The 20138-nt window shown below is 57.9% G+C and carries 19 protein-coding genes and 1 pseudogene; 8 read left to right on the top strand and 12 right to left on the bottom strand.

Features of this window, described 5'->3' with window-relative positions:
* Window positions 1–642: 642 nt before the first annotated feature.
* Window positions 643–1212: a pyridoxamine 5'-phosphate oxidase family protein gene (locus tag ATU_RS26500; RefSeq protein ID WP_010974767.1), complete on the bottom strand. Its 570-nt coding sequence runs from the start codon at window positions 1210–1212 to the stop codon at window positions 643–645.
* Window positions 1213–1246: 34 nt separating this feature from the next.
* Window positions 1247–2218 carry an MBL fold metallo-hydrolase gene (locus ATU_RS26495; RefSeq protein ID WP_010974766.1) on the bottom strand — a complete coding sequence of 324 codons (972 nt, stop codon included), beginning with the start codon at window positions 2216–2218 and terminating at the stop codon, window positions 1247–1249.
* 128 nt (window positions 2219–2346) lie between these two features.
* On the opposite strand from ATU_RS26495, the gene ATU_RS26490 reads away from it, so the two are divergent.
* Window positions 2347–3243: a LysR family transcriptional regulator gene (locus tag ATU_RS26490; protein WP_236762375.1), complete on the top strand. Its 897-nt coding sequence runs from the start codon at window positions 2347–2349 to the stop codon at window positions 3241–3243.
* A 680-nt stretch (window positions 3244–3923) separates the two neighbouring features.
* Here the strand turns inward: ATU_RS26490 and ATU_RS26485 are convergent.
* The gene (locus ATU_RS26485; protein ID WP_010974762.1) at window positions 3924–4298 is read right to left on the bottom strand and encodes a VOC family protein; all 375 of its coding nucleotides are present in this window, start codon (window positions 4296–4298) and stop codon (window positions 3924–3926) included.
* Window positions 4299–4338: 40 nt separating this feature from the next.
* Complete coding sequence (locus ATU_RS26480; protein WP_046033456.1) at window positions 4339–5145, bottom strand: AraC family transcriptional regulator; 807 nt, start codon at window positions 5143–5145, stop codon at window positions 4339–4341.
* Window positions 5146–5216: 71 nt separating this feature from the next.
* Between ATU_RS26480 and ATU_RS26475 the strand changes: the two genes are divergently transcribed.
* The 7 genes and pseudogenes from ATU_RS26475 to ATU_RS26445 form a co-directional block, all read left to right on the top strand.
* Window positions 5217–5588: a hypothetical protein gene (locus ATU_RS26475; RefSeq protein ID WP_035258224.1), complete on the top strand. Its 372-nt coding sequence runs from the start codon at window positions 5217–5219 to the stop codon at window positions 5586–5588.
* A complete protein-coding gene (locus tag ATU_RS26470) occupies window positions 5585–7600 on the top strand; it encodes an FUSC family protein (protein ID WP_035258221.1) in 2016 nt (671 codons plus the stop codon). The genes ATU_RS26475 and ATU_RS26470 overlap by 4 nt, the downstream gene beginning before the upstream one ends.
* Complete coding sequence (locus tag ATU_RS26465; protein WP_010974758.1) at window positions 7597–7806, top strand: DUF1656 domain-containing protein; 210 nt, start codon at window positions 7597–7599, stop codon at window positions 7804–7806. Before ATU_RS26470 ends, ATU_RS26465 begins: the two co-directional genes overlap by 4 nt.
* Complete coding sequence (locus ATU_RS26460) at window positions 7803–8678, top strand: efflux RND transporter periplasmic adaptor subunit (protein ID WP_010974757.1); 876 nt, start codon at window positions 7803–7805, stop codon at window positions 8676–8678. The genes ATU_RS26465 and ATU_RS26460 overlap by 4 nt, the downstream gene beginning before the upstream one ends.
* A gap of 225 nt (window positions 8679–8903) precedes the next feature.
* Window positions 8904–9365, top strand: a complete 462-nt coding sequence (locus ATU_RS26455; protein WP_010974756.1) for a DUF4126 family protein — start codon at window positions 8904–8906, stop codon at window positions 9363–9365.
* The gene (locus tag ATU_RS26450; protein ID WP_010974755.1) at window positions 9362–10723 is read left to right on the top strand and encodes an FAD-containing oxidoreductase; all 1362 of its coding nucleotides are present in this window, start codon (window positions 9362–9364) and stop codon (window positions 10721–10723) included. Before ATU_RS26455 ends, ATU_RS26450 begins: the two co-directional genes overlap by 4 nt.
* Window positions 10714–10884 (top strand): annotated as a pseudogene (locus ATU_RS26445) (3-oxoacyl-ACP reductase); the annotation flags it as partial. The gene ATU_RS26450 and the pseudogene ATU_RS26445, both read left to right, overlap by 10 nt.
* A 339-nt stretch (window positions 10885–11223) precedes the next feature.
* Here the strand turns inward: ATU_RS26445 and ATU_RS26440 are convergent.
* The 8 genes from ATU_RS26440 to ATU_RS26405 form a co-directional block, all read right to left on the bottom strand.
* The gene (locus tag ATU_RS26440) at window positions 11224–12975 is read right to left on the bottom strand and encodes a nitrilase-related carbon-nitrogen hydrolase (RefSeq protein ID WP_006313564.1); all 1752 of its coding nucleotides are present in this window, start codon (window positions 12973–12975) and stop codon (window positions 11224–11226) included.
* Window positions 12976–13000: 25 nt separating this feature from the next.
* Window positions 13001–13696 carry an urea ABC transporter ATP-binding subunit UrtE gene (urtE, locus tag ATU_RS26435; protein ID WP_010974753.1) on the bottom strand — a complete coding sequence of 232 codons (696 nt, stop codon included), beginning with the start codon at window positions 13694–13696 and terminating at the stop codon, window positions 13001–13003.
* Window positions 13696–14445, bottom strand: coding sequence for an urea ABC transporter ATP-binding protein UrtD (gene urtD, locus ATU_RS26430; RefSeq protein ID WP_010974752.1), 750 nt, complete (start codon window positions 14443–14445; stop codon window positions 13696–13698). Before urtD ends, urtE begins: the two co-directional genes overlap by 1 nt.
* Window position 14446: 1 nt before the next feature.
* A complete protein-coding gene (urtC, locus tag ATU_RS26425) occupies window positions 14447–15586 on the bottom strand; it encodes an urea ABC transporter permease subunit UrtC (protein WP_010974751.1) in 1140 nt (379 codons plus the stop codon).
* A gap of 1 nt (window position 15587) precedes the next feature.
* Window positions 15588–16481, bottom strand: coding sequence for an urea ABC transporter permease subunit UrtB (gene urtB / locus ATU_RS26420; protein ID WP_035215689.1), 894 nt, complete (start codon window positions 16479–16481; stop codon window positions 15588–15590).
* 154 nt (window positions 16482–16635) lie between these two features.
* Complete coding sequence (locus ATU_RS26415; protein WP_010974749.1) at window positions 16636–17886, bottom strand: transporter substrate-binding domain-containing protein; 1251 nt, start codon at window positions 17884–17886, stop codon at window positions 16636–16638.
* 247 nt (window positions 17887–18133) lie between these two features.
* Window positions 18134–18742, bottom strand: a complete 609-nt coding sequence (locus ATU_RS26410; RefSeq protein WP_006313570.1) for an ANTAR domain-containing response regulator — start codon at window positions 18740–18742, stop codon at window positions 18134–18136.
* Window positions 18743–18754: 12 nt separating this feature from the next.
* A complete protein-coding gene (locus ATU_RS26405) occupies window positions 18755–19906 on the bottom strand; it encodes a transporter substrate-binding domain-containing protein (protein ID WP_010974748.1) in 1152 nt (383 codons plus the stop codon).
* Between the last annotated feature and the right edge of the window lie 232 nt (window positions 19907–20138).

Genomic DNA, 20138 nt, shown 5'->3' with positions numbered 1-20138 from the left:
CCTTGGCTTAGTGAACGTCGCCGCCCGTTTTGGAGGCGATCTTGGAGCGCCGCTAGGCTTTTGAAGGTGCCGGCACCGCAAAACCCGGATTTGTAGAGTTCACCGACGGCCACCCGATTCTCGAGTGTGCTGCTGTTCCGTGCCAAAAATACGGGGAACTTCGTGCACATCTTGGTTTTCGCTGCACGTCACAACGAGGGTGAGAAGAAATTGCTGGGAGAGCATCACAAACTTCAGGCTTGGCGGTAATCCTGTCGGCGTTTTCGAGCGTGCCGAGAACGTGGTGTGTGCTGGCCGAACTTTCCAAGGCGCAGACACGTTCTTTTGCCAGGCCCCATTCAAGAGGAACACTGACGATCTTTGCACCCAGATTCCAAGGCGTGGTGGCTGGGGAAGTCCAACATTCCTGCCCCATGTACGCACCCATGAGCGCTGGCTTTGGAGGCAAACGCTGCGACCTTGCCCGCCGGCCGCCCCGACAATGCGATTTTCGGGTTGTCATATTGGATAAGGCCAGTAGCACTATTTGGTGACGCCGGGGGCTTGCTCTTCCGCTTGTTGACAACTCCGACCGGCGCACAACGCCTTGATAGTGATCACGATGGGCACGAGGGTGTCAGGAAGAAAGCCGCGCGATCCACGTCACTCCAATCTCCAGCGCTCCAACTCCGCCAACGTAAAGCGAGGTGTAATGTGCTGAGGACAGTTCCAATCGTATGCCTCCACGGCAATCAGTATCAGTCTTTCCACCCGTGCAGGATAATCCGGCATCGTCAGGCGCGCGGCCAGCTCCTGGTCATCGTTTGCGTCAATGACGCGCACATGTCCGAAGATTTTCAGTCGGCGGCGGTGAGCATAATCCATGAGAAACAGAGAGACGCGGTCGTTGACGCTGACATTTCCCGTAGTGATGTATTGTCGGTTTCCACGAAAATCCGCAAAGCCCAATAGCGTGGGCCCAAGCGGGAGCAGAAAGCCGGCCGGGCCTCCGCGATATTGGACGTATGGCCAGCAGCTTTCAGAGACGCTGGCAAGATAAAAACCGTCGCGCTCCCGTATGAAAGCCGCTTCGGCCGGGCCGAGGTGCTGGCTCTGGGCAGTTTCATCTGCGCTACCGCGTGCGGCAACCCGTGCCCACTGATCGGCGCTGCCATAGTGCTGCTGCGCGACGGCGACAGACGGTGTCGTGGCAATATCCAGATATCTGCTCATGGTATACACCTCTTCCCGGCGGACGAATCTGTCCTCAATCCTGAAACGCCCAATCCGCGACTTCCCACCGCATCTCACCACGGTCTGAAACGACCCGGCCGAGCCCCGGAAACGGCATATGTGTAGCAGCAATGAGCGCACCTTCTGAGGCCGCGCGTGGAAAAAAGCGGTCGCGCATTGCCTTGGCTGCTATCCGGTCCTGCTCGAACAGGAAGAATACATCCGTCGCTGCTGGATGTACCACCGGAAAAATCATGTCCGAAACCATGATCAGGCTTTTGCCGTCATCTTCTATTCGCACGCCGATGTGCCCGGGCGTATGGCCCGTCAAATCGACGATCGAGACACCGGGGATGATATCACGCTCTCTATCAATGGCCTGTAACCGCGGGTACAGGCGCACGACCTCTTCTGCCATACTAAAGCTGGTTTGCAGATACACGGGTGCACCGCTGCGCTTTGCCGGGTCAGTCCAATGCTTGACGTCGCGACCATCGATATAAAGCTCCGCACCGGGGTAGTTGTTTTTGCCGCCGGCGATCAGGCCTCCCATATGGTCCTGGTGCATATGAGTTACGATCACCGCATCTATCTGGTCGCGCTGCAGACCAAGAGCGGCGAGTGCCTGGGGCAATTTGCCTGTCTGGCCGATTGAGCCCGCTGCACCAGCATCGATTAGAATACGGCGTTGGCCGTCATCGATGAGATACTGGTTAAAGAGAAAGCGCACCCCGCTTTTCCGGGCTGTGAACTCGACCGCGGCCGCCTTTTCGACTTCACCCGGCTCGCGCCCGGGGAAAAAGTTGTACGGCATGTCTGCATAGCCGTCCGCCAGTGCCGTCACAGTAAAGCGACCAATGCTGATCTGCGCCAGCGGCGTTACGGTGGCTAGAGTGACAGCACGATCCGGTGTTGCGGAAATGGCCTTTCCGACGCCGATTAGTCCTCCCGCAAGCAAACCAAGGGGAAGAGCGCTGGCAAAGGTGCGACGTGAGAGTAGGGGCATGAACTTTCTCCTGACCTTGGGAGGGCGACTGGCGGCGTTCCCTCGACATCATGAAAGCTAGGATATCCAAAATGGATAGGGTATCGTGGAATTTCAGGAATGTTCCTCTCAAATTATGGAAGGATAAGATGGATCGATTTGATGCGATGTCGGTGCTGCTTGCCGTGGTCGATGCCGGCAGCCTATCGGCGGGAGCCCGGCGCTTGCATGCGCCGCTCGCCACGGTCAGTCGCAAGGTCGCCGACCTTGAAAAGCATCTCGGTGCCCGTCTGGTGCTTCGTACCCGCCGTGGCCTGACTTTGACGGATGAAGGACGAAACTATGTCGCTGCGTCAAGGCGTATCCTGGAAGCACTGGACGTAGCGGAAGAAGAGGTCAGCGGTGCCCATGGCGCGCTGCGTGGAGGGCTGCATATGACCGCACCGATTGCCTTCGGGGAACGCCATGTTCTGCCGATTGCCCTGGAATTCCTGAGGGAACATCAGGAAATCGACCTGCGGCTGACATTGGCTGATCGACAGATAAGTCTGGCAGATGAGCACGTCGATGTCGCCCTGCGCATTGGCCATCTAGCCGATAGCGCGCTGATCGCCACACGCGTCGGCGCCGTACGCCGGGTGGTTTGCGCCAGCCCCGACTATCTCGCTTGCCGAGGCGTTCCGCTTCAACCCGACGATCTCGCTCGACACGACGGAATAAGTTTCCAAGGCTTTGCGACTGCACCAGAAGTGCGCTACCGCCGCGACGTGACCGCCTTCAACGTCGAACCAAGAGCAAGGTTCGCGGTCAACACGACGGAGGCGGCAATTCGGGCGGCAGTATCAGGTATCGGCATCATCCGCGTGCTCTCCTACCAGGTGGCCGATCAGATTAAGTCCGGCGCCTTGCAGGAGGTCCTCAGCGAATTCGCGCCTGAACCGCTGCCCGTTAATGTCGTCCATGGGCCAGTCGATCCTATGCCAATGAAAGTGCGACGCTTCCTGAACTGGATCACGCCGCGTCTGCGCGCGCAAATGGCCTATTAGCGTGCCAACCCGGTCGCTCCGGCAAGCTTTGTCGGGCGCTCATCAAATTTGGTCGTCAGCGAGCGAGGCCGGTCAGGCTGACTGGAGGTTGCAGTTCCTCCGATCGCCAAGGAGCTCGCACATTTCAGCGCACTCGACGGCAGAGATATGGACGAGTGTATCCTTGTTGCCATTTTCAGGCTGAGAGAATCCGGCGGCCATGATGCACGCTTTTACAGGACCGGTTGCGCCGCAACGCTCATAGCCCTGTGGCGGCAACGGCGATCGACGCCGGTTCGCCTTTGAGACTAAGGACGTCCGAAAGCGAATAGGGGCTCAGGGCCCGATGGAAGATCGGCATCGGCCGGGCACATTACACCAGACAAGAACCGGTGCAGCACAGCATGCGATTGCCTCGATAGTGGACCGGAGAGCGGTTTCATCCTCGAAGTGACATATTCAGCTTTGTGCAGCATCTGATTGAGAATGAGATTGATGGCGGGATTGAAGCCGATTGTGTGGACGCGGGAAGACATTGTGTCCTCCTTTCAAATTGCGGGCACGGACATTCAAGCCCACAGCGGCAGCGCCCGTTTTTAATGCTACCGAAGGCGCCATAGTGGAGCTTGGCGCGTGTCCCCGCAACCTTTCAATTAAGGTCATTCGGCGGCGAGACATCACGCGGGCAATAGCAACCCGTGTCATTTTGTCGGTGGTGTTCGCGCCGTCAGTTTATTGCCGTCAGGGTCGCGAAGATATGCGACAAATGCCCCGGTAGGACGCTCCAGAGGCAGACTCTCGACTGCCGTGCCGCCGTGCGAGACGCCAGCGGCATGCCACGCCAGGACATGGTCAGGACTTGCCGCCGCGATCCCGATCGTCCCACCGTTGGCTGCGGTCGCCGGCTTACCGTCGATCGGTTTCGTGATCATCAGCCGCCCCCCTTCGTGAGCATAGATAAGTCGGCCTCTCGCATCGATTTCTCCGGGCTTACCGCCGAGCGCGACGAAGGTCGCATCGTAGAAGTCTCTTGCACGCTCAAGATTGTTGCTGCCGATCATGACGTGGGTGAACATGCTTCATCTCCTCTGAGGTAGTTGCCCGTATTCGTGACGCTTAGCGGTCGAAGTTCCTTAAATATCTTGATGGCGAAGTGCCGAGCGCTTTCTTGAACATGGTAATAAACGCAGACACCGATTCATATCCAAGGTCGCCTGAAACCTGCTGTACCGTTGCCCCCGATGCAAGGCTTCGGATTGCGATGATCAATTGCAACTGCTGACGCCAACGGCCGAAGGTCAGGCCGGTCTGGTGCTGAACGAGACGTGCGAGCGAATTCTCACTCATTGCTACCCGTCTTGCCCATTGCGCCATCGTGCTGCGATCGGAAGGATCGTCCGCCAACTCCGATGCGATGCGCGCGAGCCGGGGTTCATCCGTCAGTGGAAGATGAAGATGCTCCACCGGCATCCGCGACAAGGCCGATAGAAGGAGTGTTGTCATGAGTTCCGAGTCAGCGGTCGCAACTTCTGACTGATCTGCCAACTCGATGATAAGCTCCCTGACGAGCGGGGACAGGGAGAGCGTGCAGCACCGGTTCGGCAGATCGGCAGCCCCTGGCTCGATGAACAGAAAGAACAGTCGCGCATTGGCGGTGGCAACATTGCTGTGAAGCATGCCTCCCGGAACCCAGACACCGCAATGAGGTGGAACCATCCACATGCCGCTTGGAACCCTGCATGTCACGCCTCCCCGCAGGGGCATGACGAGTTGCCCCTTGCGATGTTGGTGTTCGGGAGCCTCGCGTTCATTCTGCGACACGTCGATCCTCACGGAGCGCACAGCCGCACTAGAGTTTTCGAGGTCATGGTCAGCGAGGGCTCCAGAAAGCGATATCCGCGCCTTGTTGGATTTAGTGATCATTTGAGAGGATATCTAAATTCATTCACGTCTTTTGTCGATACGGTTTCCGGGTAACAGTTCGGAGAATGATCATGGCAAGTCAAAACCACGACGATCGATGGTGGGCTGATATAGTCCAGACTGAAATTCGCCTGCCGCAGAAAGGGCTTTACCGAATCTGCGTTTTTCCTCCGTCCGGAAAGGAGCGCATCGCTGCCCGCAGTGCTGTTTTGAAAAAAATTGCAAACGCACTCTATTCGAAAATCCGTGCACTGTTTGCCAGTCAGCAGGCGGTCGCGTCGCATGTTTCAGATGCTGACTTGGCGGAACTCTATGTGCACGCCTGCCTCGCCTCGCCGCTCTTTTGTTATGTTCCACCCGGGATCTATGGCTTGGCGGACAGCGATGCGAGTGCTGAGCAATGCACCACCCGGAACAGGGCCCGACCGGGAGATGACATTTGAGCGTCCGACCGGTTGTCACAAGCGGGAACGTGATCTTTTCGTTGAAGACATTCCTTGCCGCCATGCTGGCGTATCTTATCGCCATCAGTTTCGATCTGGACCGGCCGTACTGGGCGGTTGCGACTGTTTACATCGTTGCTCATCCGCTTTCCGGCGCGATCTCTTCGAAGTCGGTCTTTCGGCTACTCGGTACACTTGTCGGCAGTTTTGCAACGCTGATCATGGTCCCGAATCTTGTAAACGAGCCGATACTTCTTTCCGGTGCGATCGTCCTGTGGGTCGCTGCATGCACCTTTATCAGTCTTCTTGATCGCACACCTCGCAGTTACGTTTCACTGCTTGCGGGGTACACGGTGCTTCTCGCGGGGTTGCCATTGGTCAGCGCTCCAGCGAACACGTTTGATACTGTTGTGTCCCGCGTCGAGGAGATCGGGCTTGCAATCATATGCGCCTCGGTCGTGAGCCACATTGTTTTCCCGGTTCATGTGGGAGCCGTCCTTATTAGTCGGATTGATGGATGGATGGACAGGGCGCGAACACTCCTCGAAGCGACAGCAGCCGGCAAACTGTCAGAAACCCAAAGCAGGGTCGAACGCCACGCCCTCGCTGCAGACGCGGCCGACCTACGGTCTTTCAACCTTCACCTTCAGTATGACGGATCCAGATATCGATGGGCGGTATCGCTGGTAAGATCAATGCAATACCGGATGGCTGCCTTTCTACCGTTGCTGAGCGAAATGGAGGATTTGCGACGATCACTGGGCAAGCTCAACACCTCCGGCGCGACGCAGGCATTGGCAATAATCACAGATGCGGCTTCACACACCCGAGGCTCCGCGGAGATCCTCGACAGCAGAATCGATGCGCTTACCTCCGCCACCACGCGTCATACATGGGAAAAACTTCTCCTTGCCAACGCCGCCCGAACCGTGCGGAATATTCTTCGCCTTGCTGATGAGTGCCGCGCTCTCCTAAAATCGATGGAAGGGGAAAATAACGCAAGAGTAGTCCGTGTTCCCCACAGGCGCCGCGCGCAGCATCGTGATATCGGAATGGCATTGCTATCATCGCTGACGGTCGCGGTCTGCCTTGCGACGTCGATCTTCTTCTGGATCGAAAGCGGCTGGGCGGACGGAATGACGTTCACCCAGATATCGGGCGTGCTTTGCTGCCTCCTTGCCACGATGGACGACCCGGTTCCTGCCATGCGCAAATTTGTTGGTGTGACAATGTGTTCAGTCATGGCGGCATTCGTCTACAATTTCACGATTTTTCCGGTAATTGACGGTTTTGTGCCCCTCATCGCAGCTCTTGGGCTGTTCTTGGTTCCAGCTGGCATATGTCTCGCGGTGCCTTCGCTTGCAATCGTTGGCATGGGGCTTTGCATAAACTTTCCTCTTCTTCTCACGCTCCAGGCATATCCGCGTGCCGACTTCGTTACATTCTCGAATGCCGCGGTTGCGACCATCCTCGCAATGGTCTGGACGATCACAGTCTGCGGCATCTTTCGATCTGTGCGTGCAGAGACGAACGCACGAAGATTCTTTTCGGTTACCCGGAAACATGTGGCAAACATAGCCGCCGGAAAATATTCGAACGCTCACGTCACCTATGACCGCATGACCGATATTGCCGGCCTTTTTGCCTCCAGAGCTGCAAAGGTTCCAACGACTTCAGACATCTGGGATGGTGACCTTCTTAGGGATCTCCGGGCAGGGCTTCACTTGACAGCAATGCTAGAGCGCATTGAAACGGTGTCGGGCGGTCTCCAGGTCCTTGCGAAACCGATCTTTCCGACGATCAGGACCCTATACCAACAGCCGCGCGCTGGACGCGGTGAACGCCTGAAAAACGCTGTCAGGGCGTTAGACGATCTGATCCTTTCCGCCGAGGCAAGGACGGCGGTGGATATTGAGCTTCTGTCGCACGCCGTTGCCCTTCGTGTTTGCATTGCTCCGGACGCTGATGCGCCGACGCTTAAAACACCGTCTCCAAATAGGAGAGCTGCTTGATCGGACAACTCGATCTCTATGGCATTTTCCTGCCTTCGTTCGCAGCGCTCGCCCTATTTGCGTATGGTGCTTTCCGCGTTCTCGCGTCACTCCTCGGCAAGGTCGGGTTTTACAGAGCGGTTTGGCATCGCTCGCTATTCAATTTCGCACTGTACATCGCCCTTGTCGGTGGCGTCTCAGCGATTATCAACTGGCTTCAAATATGAAAAACCTCGTGTTTATCTCGGGTCGAGTTCTTTTGACCTTATCCATGTCAAGCTGCGCAGCAGTTATGGGCTGGCATTTATGGTCTTTCCATATAGGCACACCCTGGACACGTGATGCTCATGTGCGCGCAGACATCGTCCGACTTGCACCTGATATATCCGGGCCTGTCACTGAAGTTCTCGTTTCAGACAACGCGCTAGTGGAGAAAGACGCGCCCCTGTTTCGTATCGAAAAAGACCGTTTCGAACTTGCTCTTCGCGAGGCAGAAGCGCAGGTAACAGGGGCCAAGGCCGGGACGGATGCGGCCAAAGTTGATTTTGAACGATATCAACGCCTCGCATCGAAAGAGGCTGCCAGCGTGAGAGAACGGCAGCACGCGGAAACCCAGATGTATCAGGCAGAAGCAGCATATCAGTCTGCGCTGGTTGCCCGCGATCTTGCTAAACTGAACCTTGAACGCACAACTGTGCGAGCACCGGCATCTGGAGCGATCACGAACTTCTCCCTACGCAAGGGGAACTATGTCTTGGCCGGGAATGCCGTTGGCGTACTGGTGGAAAAAGAATCCGTCTACGTCGCGGGGTATTTTGAAGAGACAAAACTCCCACGGATTCATATCGGTGATCGGGTGAAGATTGACATCATGGGTGAGCCGGAATCGGCCATCGGACATGTTGCCGGTGTCGCCGCCGGGATCGAGGATCGGGAGAGAAGCGATACTGCTGGCTCACTGGCAAGCGTGGCACCGACGTTCTCATGGGTACGCCTGGCCCAGAGAATTCCGGTTCGGATCGAAATCGATCACGTCCCGAACAATGTTCGACTGATTGCGGGCAGGACGGCAACGATCGCAATCGAGCAAAGTAAATGAACACCTTTGCCTCAAGAACATCAAGCGGAACGGCTGGCACTTCTCATCAGTCGACCAAACCGCCCGGGAATGATACCCTCATGGATGATCAATCCGGACCAAGTCAGTGGTGACCTACGGCCTTCGGAGCGCACGCCTCCGGAGGTGTCTCAGGAACCCCGGCCATCTGTCCGCCGGCCAATAACCGCGGCACGTTCTTGATTTGCGTAATTTCAGGGGACTTGAATGCTCATTCTTCTCTCAATTCTCATAGGGACTGTCGCTGGTCTGCGCGCTATGACCGCTCCCACCGCGATTGCCTGGGGTGCCTATCTCGGATGGTTAGACATCTCGCAGACCGGTCTTTCATTCATGGGGTCGCTCTGGGCCGCGATGATTTTCACGTTGCTTGCCGTTACAGAACTCATCACCGACCAGCTTCCCAGCACGCCTTCACGGAAAGTGCCTATGCAGTTCGGAGCACGTATCTCGATGGGGGCCCTCAGCGGAGCTGCTATCGGCGCGACTGGGAACACAGTGGTTATTGGCCTCATTACGGGTGTCATTGGCGCTGTAATTGGAACTTTGGGCGGTGCGTCGGTTCGCGCCTATCTCGCCAACCGGTTCGGCCGTGATCTTCCTGCCGCCCTGCTCGAAGATGCGTTCGCCGTCGCCCTTGCGATACTCGTTGCGGTGTCCGTGCCATGAAAGAGTACGACGCGATCTTCATCGGAGCGGGACAGGCCGGACCGTTCCTCGCAGCACGCATGGCGGCGATGGGCCGCAAGGTCGTCCTGATCGAGCGGAAATTTCTCGGCGGAACCTGCGTGAACGCCGGGTGCATGCCGACAAAGACCCTGGTCGCCAGCGCCAAGACCGCGCAGGTCGCACGGCGTGCATCGGAATTCGGCGTCAGGATTGATGGTGAGCCCGTTGTAGACATGAAAGCCGTGGCAGCTCGTGCGAGGAAGGTGACGCTTGACGCAAGAAGCGGCCTAGCATCATGGTTTGATAGTCTGGAGACGATGGATGTCGTCTATGGCCATGCCAGATTCGTGGGCGCGAAGGTCGTGTCGGTGGGCGGTTCGCTATACACTGCACCACAGATCTTCATTAATGTGGGCGCGCGACCACACATCCCCGATGTCCCCGGATTGGCAAATGTGCCTTATCTTACCAGCACATCGGTGATCGCGCTCGAAGAGTTGCCGAAGCACCTGGTGGTGCTCGGCGGCAGCTACATCGGACTGGAGTTCGCGCAGATGTATCGGCGCTTCGACGCACAGGTTACGGTCATCGAGCGCGGGCAGTATCTGGCGTCCCGGGAGGATGAGGATATTTCGCAAGCCATCGCGGATATTCTGACCAGGGATGGCATTAAGGTCCTTTTGAGCCATAAGATCGTGTCCGTGACCACGGATAGCGCCGAGATTACCGTGCGGACTGATCAGGGCGACGTCCGCGGCAGCCATGTCCTGGTCGCCGTCGGACGCCAGCCGAATACCGACGATCTTGGCCTCGACCAAGCTGGCGTCGAGACTGATCGGCGTGGTTACATCACGGTGGATGAACGACTTCAGACAAATGTCGAAGGCATCTGGGCGCTCGGCGACTGCAATGGGCGAGGGGCCTTCACCCACACATCTTACAATGATTTCGAGATCGCCGCCGCGAACCTCCTCGATGGCGGCGACCGCAAAGTGTCAGACCGCATCCTCGGCTATGGCCTTTACATCGATCCGCCACTCGGGCGTGTTGGCATGACAGAGCGCCAGGCGAAGGAGGCAGGCCACCGGATCAAGGTCGCGACCCGGCCTATGAACCGCGTCGGTCGAGCCGTCGAGAAGGGTGAGACGCTCGGCCTCATGAAGCTCGTCACCGAGGCTGATACCGATCGAGTGCTCGGTGCCGCCTTTCTCGGCGTCGGGGGTGACGAGGCGGTTTACGGCGTTCTCGACGCCATGAACCTCGGGGCAACCACTGAAAAACTCAGATGGGCAGTGCCGATCCACCCGACCGTCGGAGAACTGGTGCCGACACTGATCAGCGACCTCAAGGAGACTTGACAAAAAACGTTCCTCCTCCAGCCAACGCACTCGCCCGTTTCGGCTCGCCCGAAGATGACATCGCCCCGGTGGCGCTGTTCCTTGCGAGCAGGGATTCTCAATTCATGACTGGCTACAGCCTCACGCCGGACGGTGGCGCAATTATCGACAGTGCGCGGTGAAATATGAAAATCACACTGTTCGGCGGCCACGGTGCGCTGGGTGGTCTTGTCTATTGTCGAGCTAGACCTGGCAGCAGGGTGGCCGATCGCCCGGGCCGCAGCCGGTAAATGATGGATTCCGGTGGATCGGCGACAACGCCGGCGAAGATCGTCGCTCCAGCGCCAGCGTTTGCAAGGTTGGCCAAGCCGGGCTGAACAAGCCCCGCCTTGACCGCCCCATCGTCCGAAATCACAAGGGAAGGCGAGCCGGGCCGCGTCTTCGGCTCTGAAGCCCGTGTGATGCAGCCCGGTCCCGCAATGATCTGCGGGACCGTCGCGAATATGGAGATGCCGCCGCCTTTACTGATGCCATTTGACGAGCGGCTGATAGTGATGCGGCTGACGCATGACGACAAGGTCCTTTCGCCGGACGATGTTCGTTGGGTAAGGCGTATCGAGATTGGTGGTATCGACGGCTGCAGCGGCAATCCCCTCCTCATCCAGAATTGCCGATTCCTGACGCGGAAAAGCAAAGGAATCCGGGCCGAACACGGCACTTTTCCCCTGGTAACCCCGTGCGGCATCCAGCACGTTGGCGAAGGCGAAATAGACGTTGTTTTCGCCGCCGCGTACGCGCAGGGCGTGCCAGTGGAATGGATCGGCACCCTTTGGAATAGGATAGTTGTGCGGGATCTTCGTACCTGCGTGGCTGCCGGTGAAATTGCCGGCGATTGCTGAAGGGCACGCGACAAGATCACACCCCATCAGCGAAAGCGAACGGATGGCTTCCGGATAAAGCGCGTCGTGGCCAATCGCCAGACCCACCCGGCCGATGGCAAGATCGTATATTTTCCAGTCGTCCCCAGCCGTCGCCCAGCTGTCGGCGACGCCGAGATGTGTCTTGCGATAATTGCCCACAAGGCCTTCGGGCCCGGCAAGGACCGCGCTGTTGTAAATCCTGTCTCCGTCCGCCTCGGCGAAACCCGCAACGAGATAGAGGCCGAGCTTCATGGCCAGACGAACGAAGACCGACACAGCCGGTCCCGAGAGCGGCTCTGCTCGCGTGTGTGGATCGTCAAGCCCCGTGAGCGACAGTTCCGGGAAAACCAGAATGTCCGGTGCCGTTGTCGCCTTTGCCTCGGTTGCCAGCCGTGTGATGTGGGCAATATTGTCCGCAATGACCGAGGTTGGTGCGAACTGGGCAACGGCCGCACGCGACGTGCGTCCGCGCGGGATTGGCTGATAGCCGTAGAGGCGGAAATAATCGCCGGGATTCCAGGTGAAACTGTTGGTCATCATGTTCATGTAAAGCTCAGGTCGTCGGGACTTGAAGACCGGTTCGCTCAAGACTTCGCGGCGGCGGGCGCGGGCGAGATCGACCTTGCCATAGGCAATTCCGTCGCCGGTATCGATTGATGCGACAACCGTTCCGTCGGGCTCGATCAGGCAGCTTCCGCCCGAAAACTGCACGGTTCTTTCCAGCCCCCAACGGTTGCTTTCGATGACATAACATGCGTTTTCGAAGGCGCGGTTGATCCAGTAGGGAGCGGGCGTGCGCTCCTGCAGCCAGTTGGAGATGTGGCAGATGATGTCGGCCCCGGCCAGAGCTTCGAGCCGCGCCGTCTCGAAGAAGTGCAGATCCATGCAGACCAGCATTGAAATCCGGCCGATCTCCGTTTCGAAGACCTCGTGCACGATATCGCCGTTGGCGGCCCACTTCGGCTCGGCGATATAGGGGTGTGATTTGCGATGCCGGCCGATGACGCCATCGGGACCGATGAGTACGGCCGTGTTGTAATAGAGATCGCTCTCTGGATCGACCTCCGGCATGCCGACAACAATATAGCAGCGGTGTTGACGGGCAATGGCATGGAAAACATCGGTGGTCGGTCCGGGAATGGTCTCGACGAATGGTTTGACCTCCGCCCTGTCGAACCAGCAATAGCCTGTCGTTCCCATTTCGGGCGTAACGATCAGGCGCGCGCCTGCCTGTGCCGCTTCCTCGCAAAGGGCTGTCAGCCGGCTGATATTACGCGCCTTTTCAAACATGGTCGGTTCGAACTGGATAGCGGCGGCGGTATAGCTCTGTGTCGGTGTCATGATTGTTCCCATTGTCTTTAATAAATGATCCGTCTTCTCAGACGGCCATATGTCGATGGACAAGCGTGTCGGAGAGCGCGTCTATGGCACCGGCGGCGACCACGCCTCCCTTCTCCAGCATGGCGAAGTGGTGAGAGGCATGCCGCGCAAACGCTACGTTTTGCTCAACGAGGACGATCGTCATGCCGATCTCGCGATTGAGCCGGATGATGATCTTTTCAATCTCCTCGACGATTGAGGGCTGGATGCCTTCGTTGGGTTCGTCGAGCAGCAGTACTTTCGGGTCCGCAGCCAGGGCGCGGGCGATGGCGAGCTGTTGTTGCTGGCCGCCGGAAAGCACACCGCCCGGTCGGTCGAGGTTGGCCATCAGATATGGGAAAAGTTCCGGTACGAGTGCTGGAATTTCACGTTTGCGGTCGGCACGCGCAAAAGCACCCATCAGGATGTTTTCGCGGATGCTGAAATCCGGGATGATCTCCCTGCCCTGGGGGACATAGGCGATACCCGCCCGCGCTCTCATATGCGTCGGCGACGATGAGATATCTTGTCCCTGCAAATGCATTTCGCCTGTCATGCCGTCGGTCAGCGCCATCAGGGTCTTCAACAGGGTCGTCTTGCCGGTGCTGTTGCGGCCCAGAATGCTCGTCACCTTGCCGGTCGGAACGTCAAGCGTGACACCGTGCAAAATATGGCTGCGGCCGTAATAGCTGTGTACGTTTTTCAAGGTCAGCATCAGGAAATTCCTTTCGAACCGAGATAGGCTTCCCGAACCTTCGGATTGTGCTCGATATCCCCGACGCTTCCTTCGGCCAGAACCTCTCCCAGATGGAGAACAGTGATGTACTCGGCGATTTCACGAACGAACCCCATGTCGTGCTCGACGACGAGAATGGTGTGGCGACCTTTGAGGTTTTTGATGATCTGGGCTGTCTTGCGGGTTTCGGCCTGGGTCATGCCGGCCGTCGGCTCGTCCAGCAGGATCACCTTGGGATCCTGAACGATGAGCATGCCCAGTTCCAGCCATTGCGTCTGGCCATGGCTGAGATAGGCCGCCGTCACATCCTTCTCCGCTTCGAGCCCCGTGAGGGCAAGCACCTCATCGACGCGGTTCGCTTCCGCAGGGGAAAATCCAAACCGGAGATTGGCGAACACCGATGGATTGCGGCAATTGGCCACTTCCAGGTTTTGCCGCACGGTCAGATCGCGAAAAATGCTGGGGATCTGGAATTTACGGCCAATCCCGGCACGCGCGATGTTGTGCTCCGGCCAGTTGGTGATGTCGGTGTCGTAGACAAAGACCTTGCCCTGCGTGCTGCGCGTCTTGCCGCTGATCAGATCCATCAGGGTTGTCTTGCCGGCGCCATTTGCGCCGAGCAACACCCGCAATTCGCCGTCGCGGACGGTGATGCTGACATTGCTGACGGCTTTGAAGCCGCCGAATTCGACGCTGAGACCGTCGACGGTCAATGCAATTGCACTCATATCACAATGCCTCGCTTTGTTGCTGCAACGCTGAAGGCGCCACGGCTGGCTTGACCCGTCTAGTGAACGTCCGCAGCACATCATGCGCAACGCCGCCAAGGCCACGCGGCATGAACAGGACGACGAGAACGAAGATGAGGCCGATGATCGCTTTCCATGCCTCGACCAGCGCTTCGGTTTCACTGACCTCTGCCTCGATCATGTTGATCAGGATCGCGCCGATGCAGGCGCCGAGCAGCGAGGAGCGTCCACCCACGGCAGCCCAGACGACCATCGTCACCGAGAAAGACAGGTCCATGAAGGTCGGCGAGGCAAACTCCGCGACGACCACATAAAGCATGCCGGCAACACCGGCGATCCCGGCCGAAATGACGAAGAAGAACACCTGGTAGAGCGACACGTCGAAACCGAGATAACGGGCGCGAACCTGATCGTCGCGGATGGCCTGCAGGATCATGCCTGCTCGGGTTTCCACGACAAGACGTGCGCCGATGAGTGTCAGCGACAGGCAGGCGGCGCACAGATAGTAGGTTGCCCGACTATAGGGGTCGAATTCGATACCGCCGACCATCAACCAGCCAAGGTCCGTCAGTCCGTTGAAGCCGTTCGTTACCGGTTGTGCGTCAACCACGACAAGACGCACGAGCAGAACAAGTGCCAGCGTGATGATCGACACGAACACGCCGGAAATGCGCTTGCGGAAAACCAGCATGCCGAGCGCGCCGGCGATCAGCACGGGAAGCAGGACACCAAGCACGAGCCCCACCGACTGGCTTTGAAAGGGAAGCCAGAGGAAGGAGCCCTTGTTGATGCAGCAGAGTTCCGTCGGTGCGCCGGGCTCGGCATTCCAGAGCATGAAATCCGGAACCGGCTTGTCCGACCCCTGTTGCAGACTGGTCAGGCTCGACAGCTTCAGCGACATGGCAAGCATGTAGGCGCCAAGACCAAAAAACAGTCCCTGACCGAGATTGAGAATGCCTGCATATCCCCAGGTCAGCGCAATGGCGACGCCGAGCATCCCGTAGACCAGATATTTCGAAATGCGGTTCAGCCAGAATTCGTCGCCGAAAACGGGGGCCGCGAAAATGATCGCGATGAAAAGCACATAGGCGGCGATCTGAAATTTCCGTTCGTTGCTCATGTCAGCGCCCCTTGAAGGAGAACAGCCCGCTGGGCTTTACGAGAATGACGAGGATGACGACCCCGAAAACGACGGCGCGCGCCAGAATGTCGTTCGTGCCGATGGCCACCAGCGCGTTGATTTCGCCGAGAAGCCCGGAAGACAGGGCCGTACCGAAGAGACTGCCGACGCCGCCCGTTACCACGACCATGAAACCGTCCACGACCATCGTTGTGCCCATATCCGGGAACACGGTCTTGAAGCCGGACATCATGACCCCCGCAACACCGGCGAGACCGGAACCGAAGGCGAAAGTGAGCGCGTTAATGCGTTTTACATCGATGCCGCAGGCCGCAGCCATCTTCGGGTTGCGAATGATGGCGCGCACCTGCATGCCGGCTGTCGTCCGGTAGAGGATGAACCATGTCGCCAGCGTCAGCGCGGCGGTCACCGCGATGATGAAGGTGCGATACGCGTTGATGTCGGCGCCGGCGAACCTGAAAGTGCCCTGCAGATATGAAGGCACGGCCACATTTTGCAGTCCAGCTCCCAGCCCTTCTATATGAATGCCTAAAAAGGTGAGGCCCAGTTCGAGCCTTACGGCTTGCTGCAGAAGGATGGCAATGCCCCAGGTGGCGAGAAGCGTGTCCAGCAGGCGGCCGTAGAGTCGCCGCACAACCACCCGCTCGATTATCAGGCCGAGCAACGCCGTCACGACAAAAGCCAGGGGTATTGCAAGCAGAAGGCTAGTTTTCAGCCAGATACCTGAGAGGACGGCGACATAAGCGCCGATCATGACCATTTCGCCATGGGCCATATTGATGACGCCCATGGCGCCGTAGGTGATGGCGAGACCGAGTGCCACCAGAAGAAGGATCGAGCCGAGACTGAGACCGATAAAGAGAATGTCGAGCATAACGCCACCGTTCGTGAGAAGGGCGGACCAGACTTTGTTCTGCTTCTTACCATTGCCGAAATCGGGTTGGTGCCGAGCAGACAAAAAACGCAGATCCGCCTTGCCGAGACTTTGTCCCGCCAAACATGGTTCGGCGGGACCACGCGGGGAGGGGTCAGCCTTTGAGCTTTGCTGCGTCGAGACCGTTGGTGGTGCAGAACAGATTGCTTTCCGTCTCCCCATAGGCCGAATAGGGCAGCGGTTTGATCGGCGCCGGATAGGCATTGACGACCTTGCTCTGACCGTCCGGCTGCCATTGCCCGATGCGTGGGGTTAGCCAGCAATGCAGGTTGTCGGGGTCGGTCGTCACCTTGCCGCCCGGCGCATCGTAGGTCTGGCCACGAATGCCGGCTCGGATCGCGTCGGCGGACAGGTCGCCGGATTTCTCCACCGCCTGCTTCCACAGGAATACCTGAAAATAGGCCGCCTCGAGAGAATGGTATGTCACGGCTTTCGGATCGTTGACGAAGGTTCTGAAGCGTTCGATGAAGCTCTTGTTTTCAGGCGTTTCGATCGACATGAAATAGGGGAAAGAGGTGTAACTGCCCGCCGCATATTCCGCACCCATGGCCGCTATCTCGATCTCGGATGTCACCGTCGCGCAGATCGGAATATCCTCCTGCGACAGGCCCTGGTTCTTGAACTCGCGGTAGAAGGCGATGATCGAGTCTCCGACGACGTTGGAAAGAACGACATCCGCCCCTGATTCCTTGATCTTGCTGACCATCACGGCCCATTCGGAGTGGCCGAGTTCCAGATATTCGTCCGCCACCCATTCGGCGCCCGCCGCTTCGATCAGCTTCTTGGAAACCTTGGCCATCTCGCGCGGATAGACATAATTCGAGCCGACGATGAAGAACTTTTTCTTGCCGAGCTTCTCGACGATCCAGGGAATGTAGTTGGAGAGCTGCTGGTTTGGAACGGCGCCGGAATAGACGACGTTGCGCGAGCATTCAAAGCCTTCATAATGCGTCTGGTAGAACAGCATTGCGCCGCGCCGTTCGAAGATCGGCAGCACCGCCTTGCGGCTGGCAGAGGTGTGGCAGCCGAATACGGTGGAAATCTTGTCCTTGAGGATCAGCTTGGAAGCCTTCTCGCTGAAGGTTTTCGGATCGGAAGCCCCATCTTCTACCACGACTTCGACCTGGCGGCCGAGAACGCCGCCGGCCGCGTTGATTTCGGCCACGGCCATCATGACACCATTGGCCAGAAGTTTCTCGGCCACGGAAAGACCACCCGTCTGCGAATAAAGCGCTCCGACCTTGATGGCGTCGGCTGCAAAGGCGCGGCCGCCCAGCGCCGGCAGGGCAAGTGCGGCGGAAGCGGTGGCTGCGGTTTTCAGAAATTCACGTCTGTTGAACACCATCTTGGTTCCCCTTTTTTGATTGGCGCACGCAGTGGCACTGCCCGGCTCTATGGCGAGGCTTTCATGCCGAAAATATTGGAGGGCTGACGTCACTGTCAGCAGATAACAAAAAACCCGCGAGGCTTGTCACAGCCTGCGGGCACCCTTGCCATCACCGCATCACGGCTTTTGCCGCGTGCAACAGCGACACATGGCTTCGCAAAACGAAGGGATGTGTCGGAGGTGTTCATTTGGAACACATGAAAAACTAATCATGTTTTTGGGGAGGGCGCAAGAGCTGTTCAGCACTGATAATCGAATTGGCGATCTCATCGATCGGCACGCGCCGGGCCATCGCCTGTTCGCGCATTTCACGATAGGCTTCATTCTCGCTGGTACCTCGATTGGCCATCAGAATGGCTTTTGCCCGGGCGAGCTTCTGGTCGCCCAGTACCTTGCGCTTGTATTTGCGCGCCTCCTTGACCAGCTTTTGGCGCTCCAGCCAGAGGCTGCGGGCGATGGCGAGATTGGTCAGCAGGCCGAAAGGTTTGATCGGTCTCTCGACAATGGCGAGCGCGCCGCTCTCCAGAACGATCTGCAACGTCGAGGGGTTTTCGTAACCGACGATGGCGAGCATGGTCGGAGCGGGATTGGGGAGACACTTCAGCAAGCGTTCGATTTCCGGCCGCGCCTCATCTTCCATGGCAAGAAAGACGACATCCGTGCCGTGCGGCAGCTCGGCAGGCACTGGCCAGAGGCAACTGACGGTGCAACCGATACGGCGCAGGTGATCGACAAGGAACTCTCCTTCGGATGTCCGGGGGTGGATGACCAGAACCTTGAGATCCCGCAGATCTCTGAGAAGGGCGAAAGACATCGTCGCTCCCTCTCAGACCTGAACACGATGGTGGAAATTCTGCGTCAAGTCCGGACGATATTCCCGCATGAACGGGTCCGGTGCCACCCGCAGCGACGGATCATAGACAATGTCATAGCCGCCATGCGCATTCACTCTTGCCACTCTTGGCCACAGATGGGTGTGGTTGGTCAGACGGTCTATCTTCACGGCGCCCTGCGGTGCATCGTACTCCACCTCATAGAGAGCCGGCAGAAGCTGCTCCAGCCCATCGTTGCCGGCGCGCTGCAAAGCTGCTGCGTAAAGATAGACCTGGAAATAGGCCGCCTCGGCCGGAGCGGTCGGCAGCATCTGCTTGCCATATCGCTTCTGGTAAGCCGAGACGAAAGCGTGAGCGCGGGGTGTATCCAGCGAGGCGAAAAAGGGTGCAGCGGTAATATGACCTTCGGCCACCTCCGGCCGCATGCGGATCACATCGGCCTCGCTTGTCGACTGACTGGCGATGGGCATCGTCGCCGCATCAAACCCCGCCTCCTTGAACGCCGTGTAGAACGGAATGATACCGTCGCCGACGATCGTCGAATAGATGACGTCCGGTTGTGCAGCTCCAATGTGACGGATGATCTTGGCGATGTCTTCGGTTTTGAGGTTCAACGGGACGTACATTTCGTCCAGAACCTGTCCGCCCACCTGAAGAAAGAGGTCACTGATCGTCCGGTTCGATTCATAAGGATAGACGTAGTTCGACCCCACTAGAAAAACGCGCTTTCCGTAATGTGTGGTCAGGAAATCGACCAATTGAACAGAATTTTGATTAGGTGCTGCACCCGTGTAGATGCAGTGTCTGGAATATTCGAAGCCTTCGTAAAGGGTCGGATAGAACAGCAATGCATCACGAGCCTCGATGACAGGCAAAGCGGCTTTTCGGGTACTGGACATATGGCAACCGAATACGACCCGGACCCGATCCTCATCGCAAAGCTTCATCGCAAGCTCTTTATAGAGATTGGGTGTCGATTGGGGATCGTAGGCGACTGGCTCTATTGCTCGGCCAAGCACGCCGCCGGCTGCATTGATTTCTTCTATTGCCAGCAAGGTCGCGAACCTCTGGGTTTTTTCCACGGCTCCGGTCACGCCTGTTTCGGAGAAAAGCACACCGACCCGCCAGCTTTCTGAATTCATCATCGCCACCTAAAAATAAAAAAGCTCCCGCCCGTTTCCGGTCGAGAGCTACCCTGCTCGTGGATTATCAGCGACCCATTAGAGCCCGCGAAAGGATGATGTCAGTTTCCGTGTGATCTGACAATAGCCGAACCTGTCGTAGGTATTGGCGTAGACGGCGCGATCATCATTCGATGAGCGCGTCTCTTAGGCGCCGTTCAGCGTCTCCTTGGCGAGGGGTTGGCAGCCGCCGTCC

This window comes from Agrobacterium fabrum str. C58 (genome assembly GCF_000092025.1).
GTDB lineage: Bacteria > Pseudomonadota > Alphaproteobacteria > Rhizobiales > Rhizobiaceae > Agrobacterium > Agrobacterium fabrum.
The sequence above is the reverse complement of the archived record's forward strand: the minus strand, read 5'-3'. Positions and strand labels throughout refer to the sequence as shown.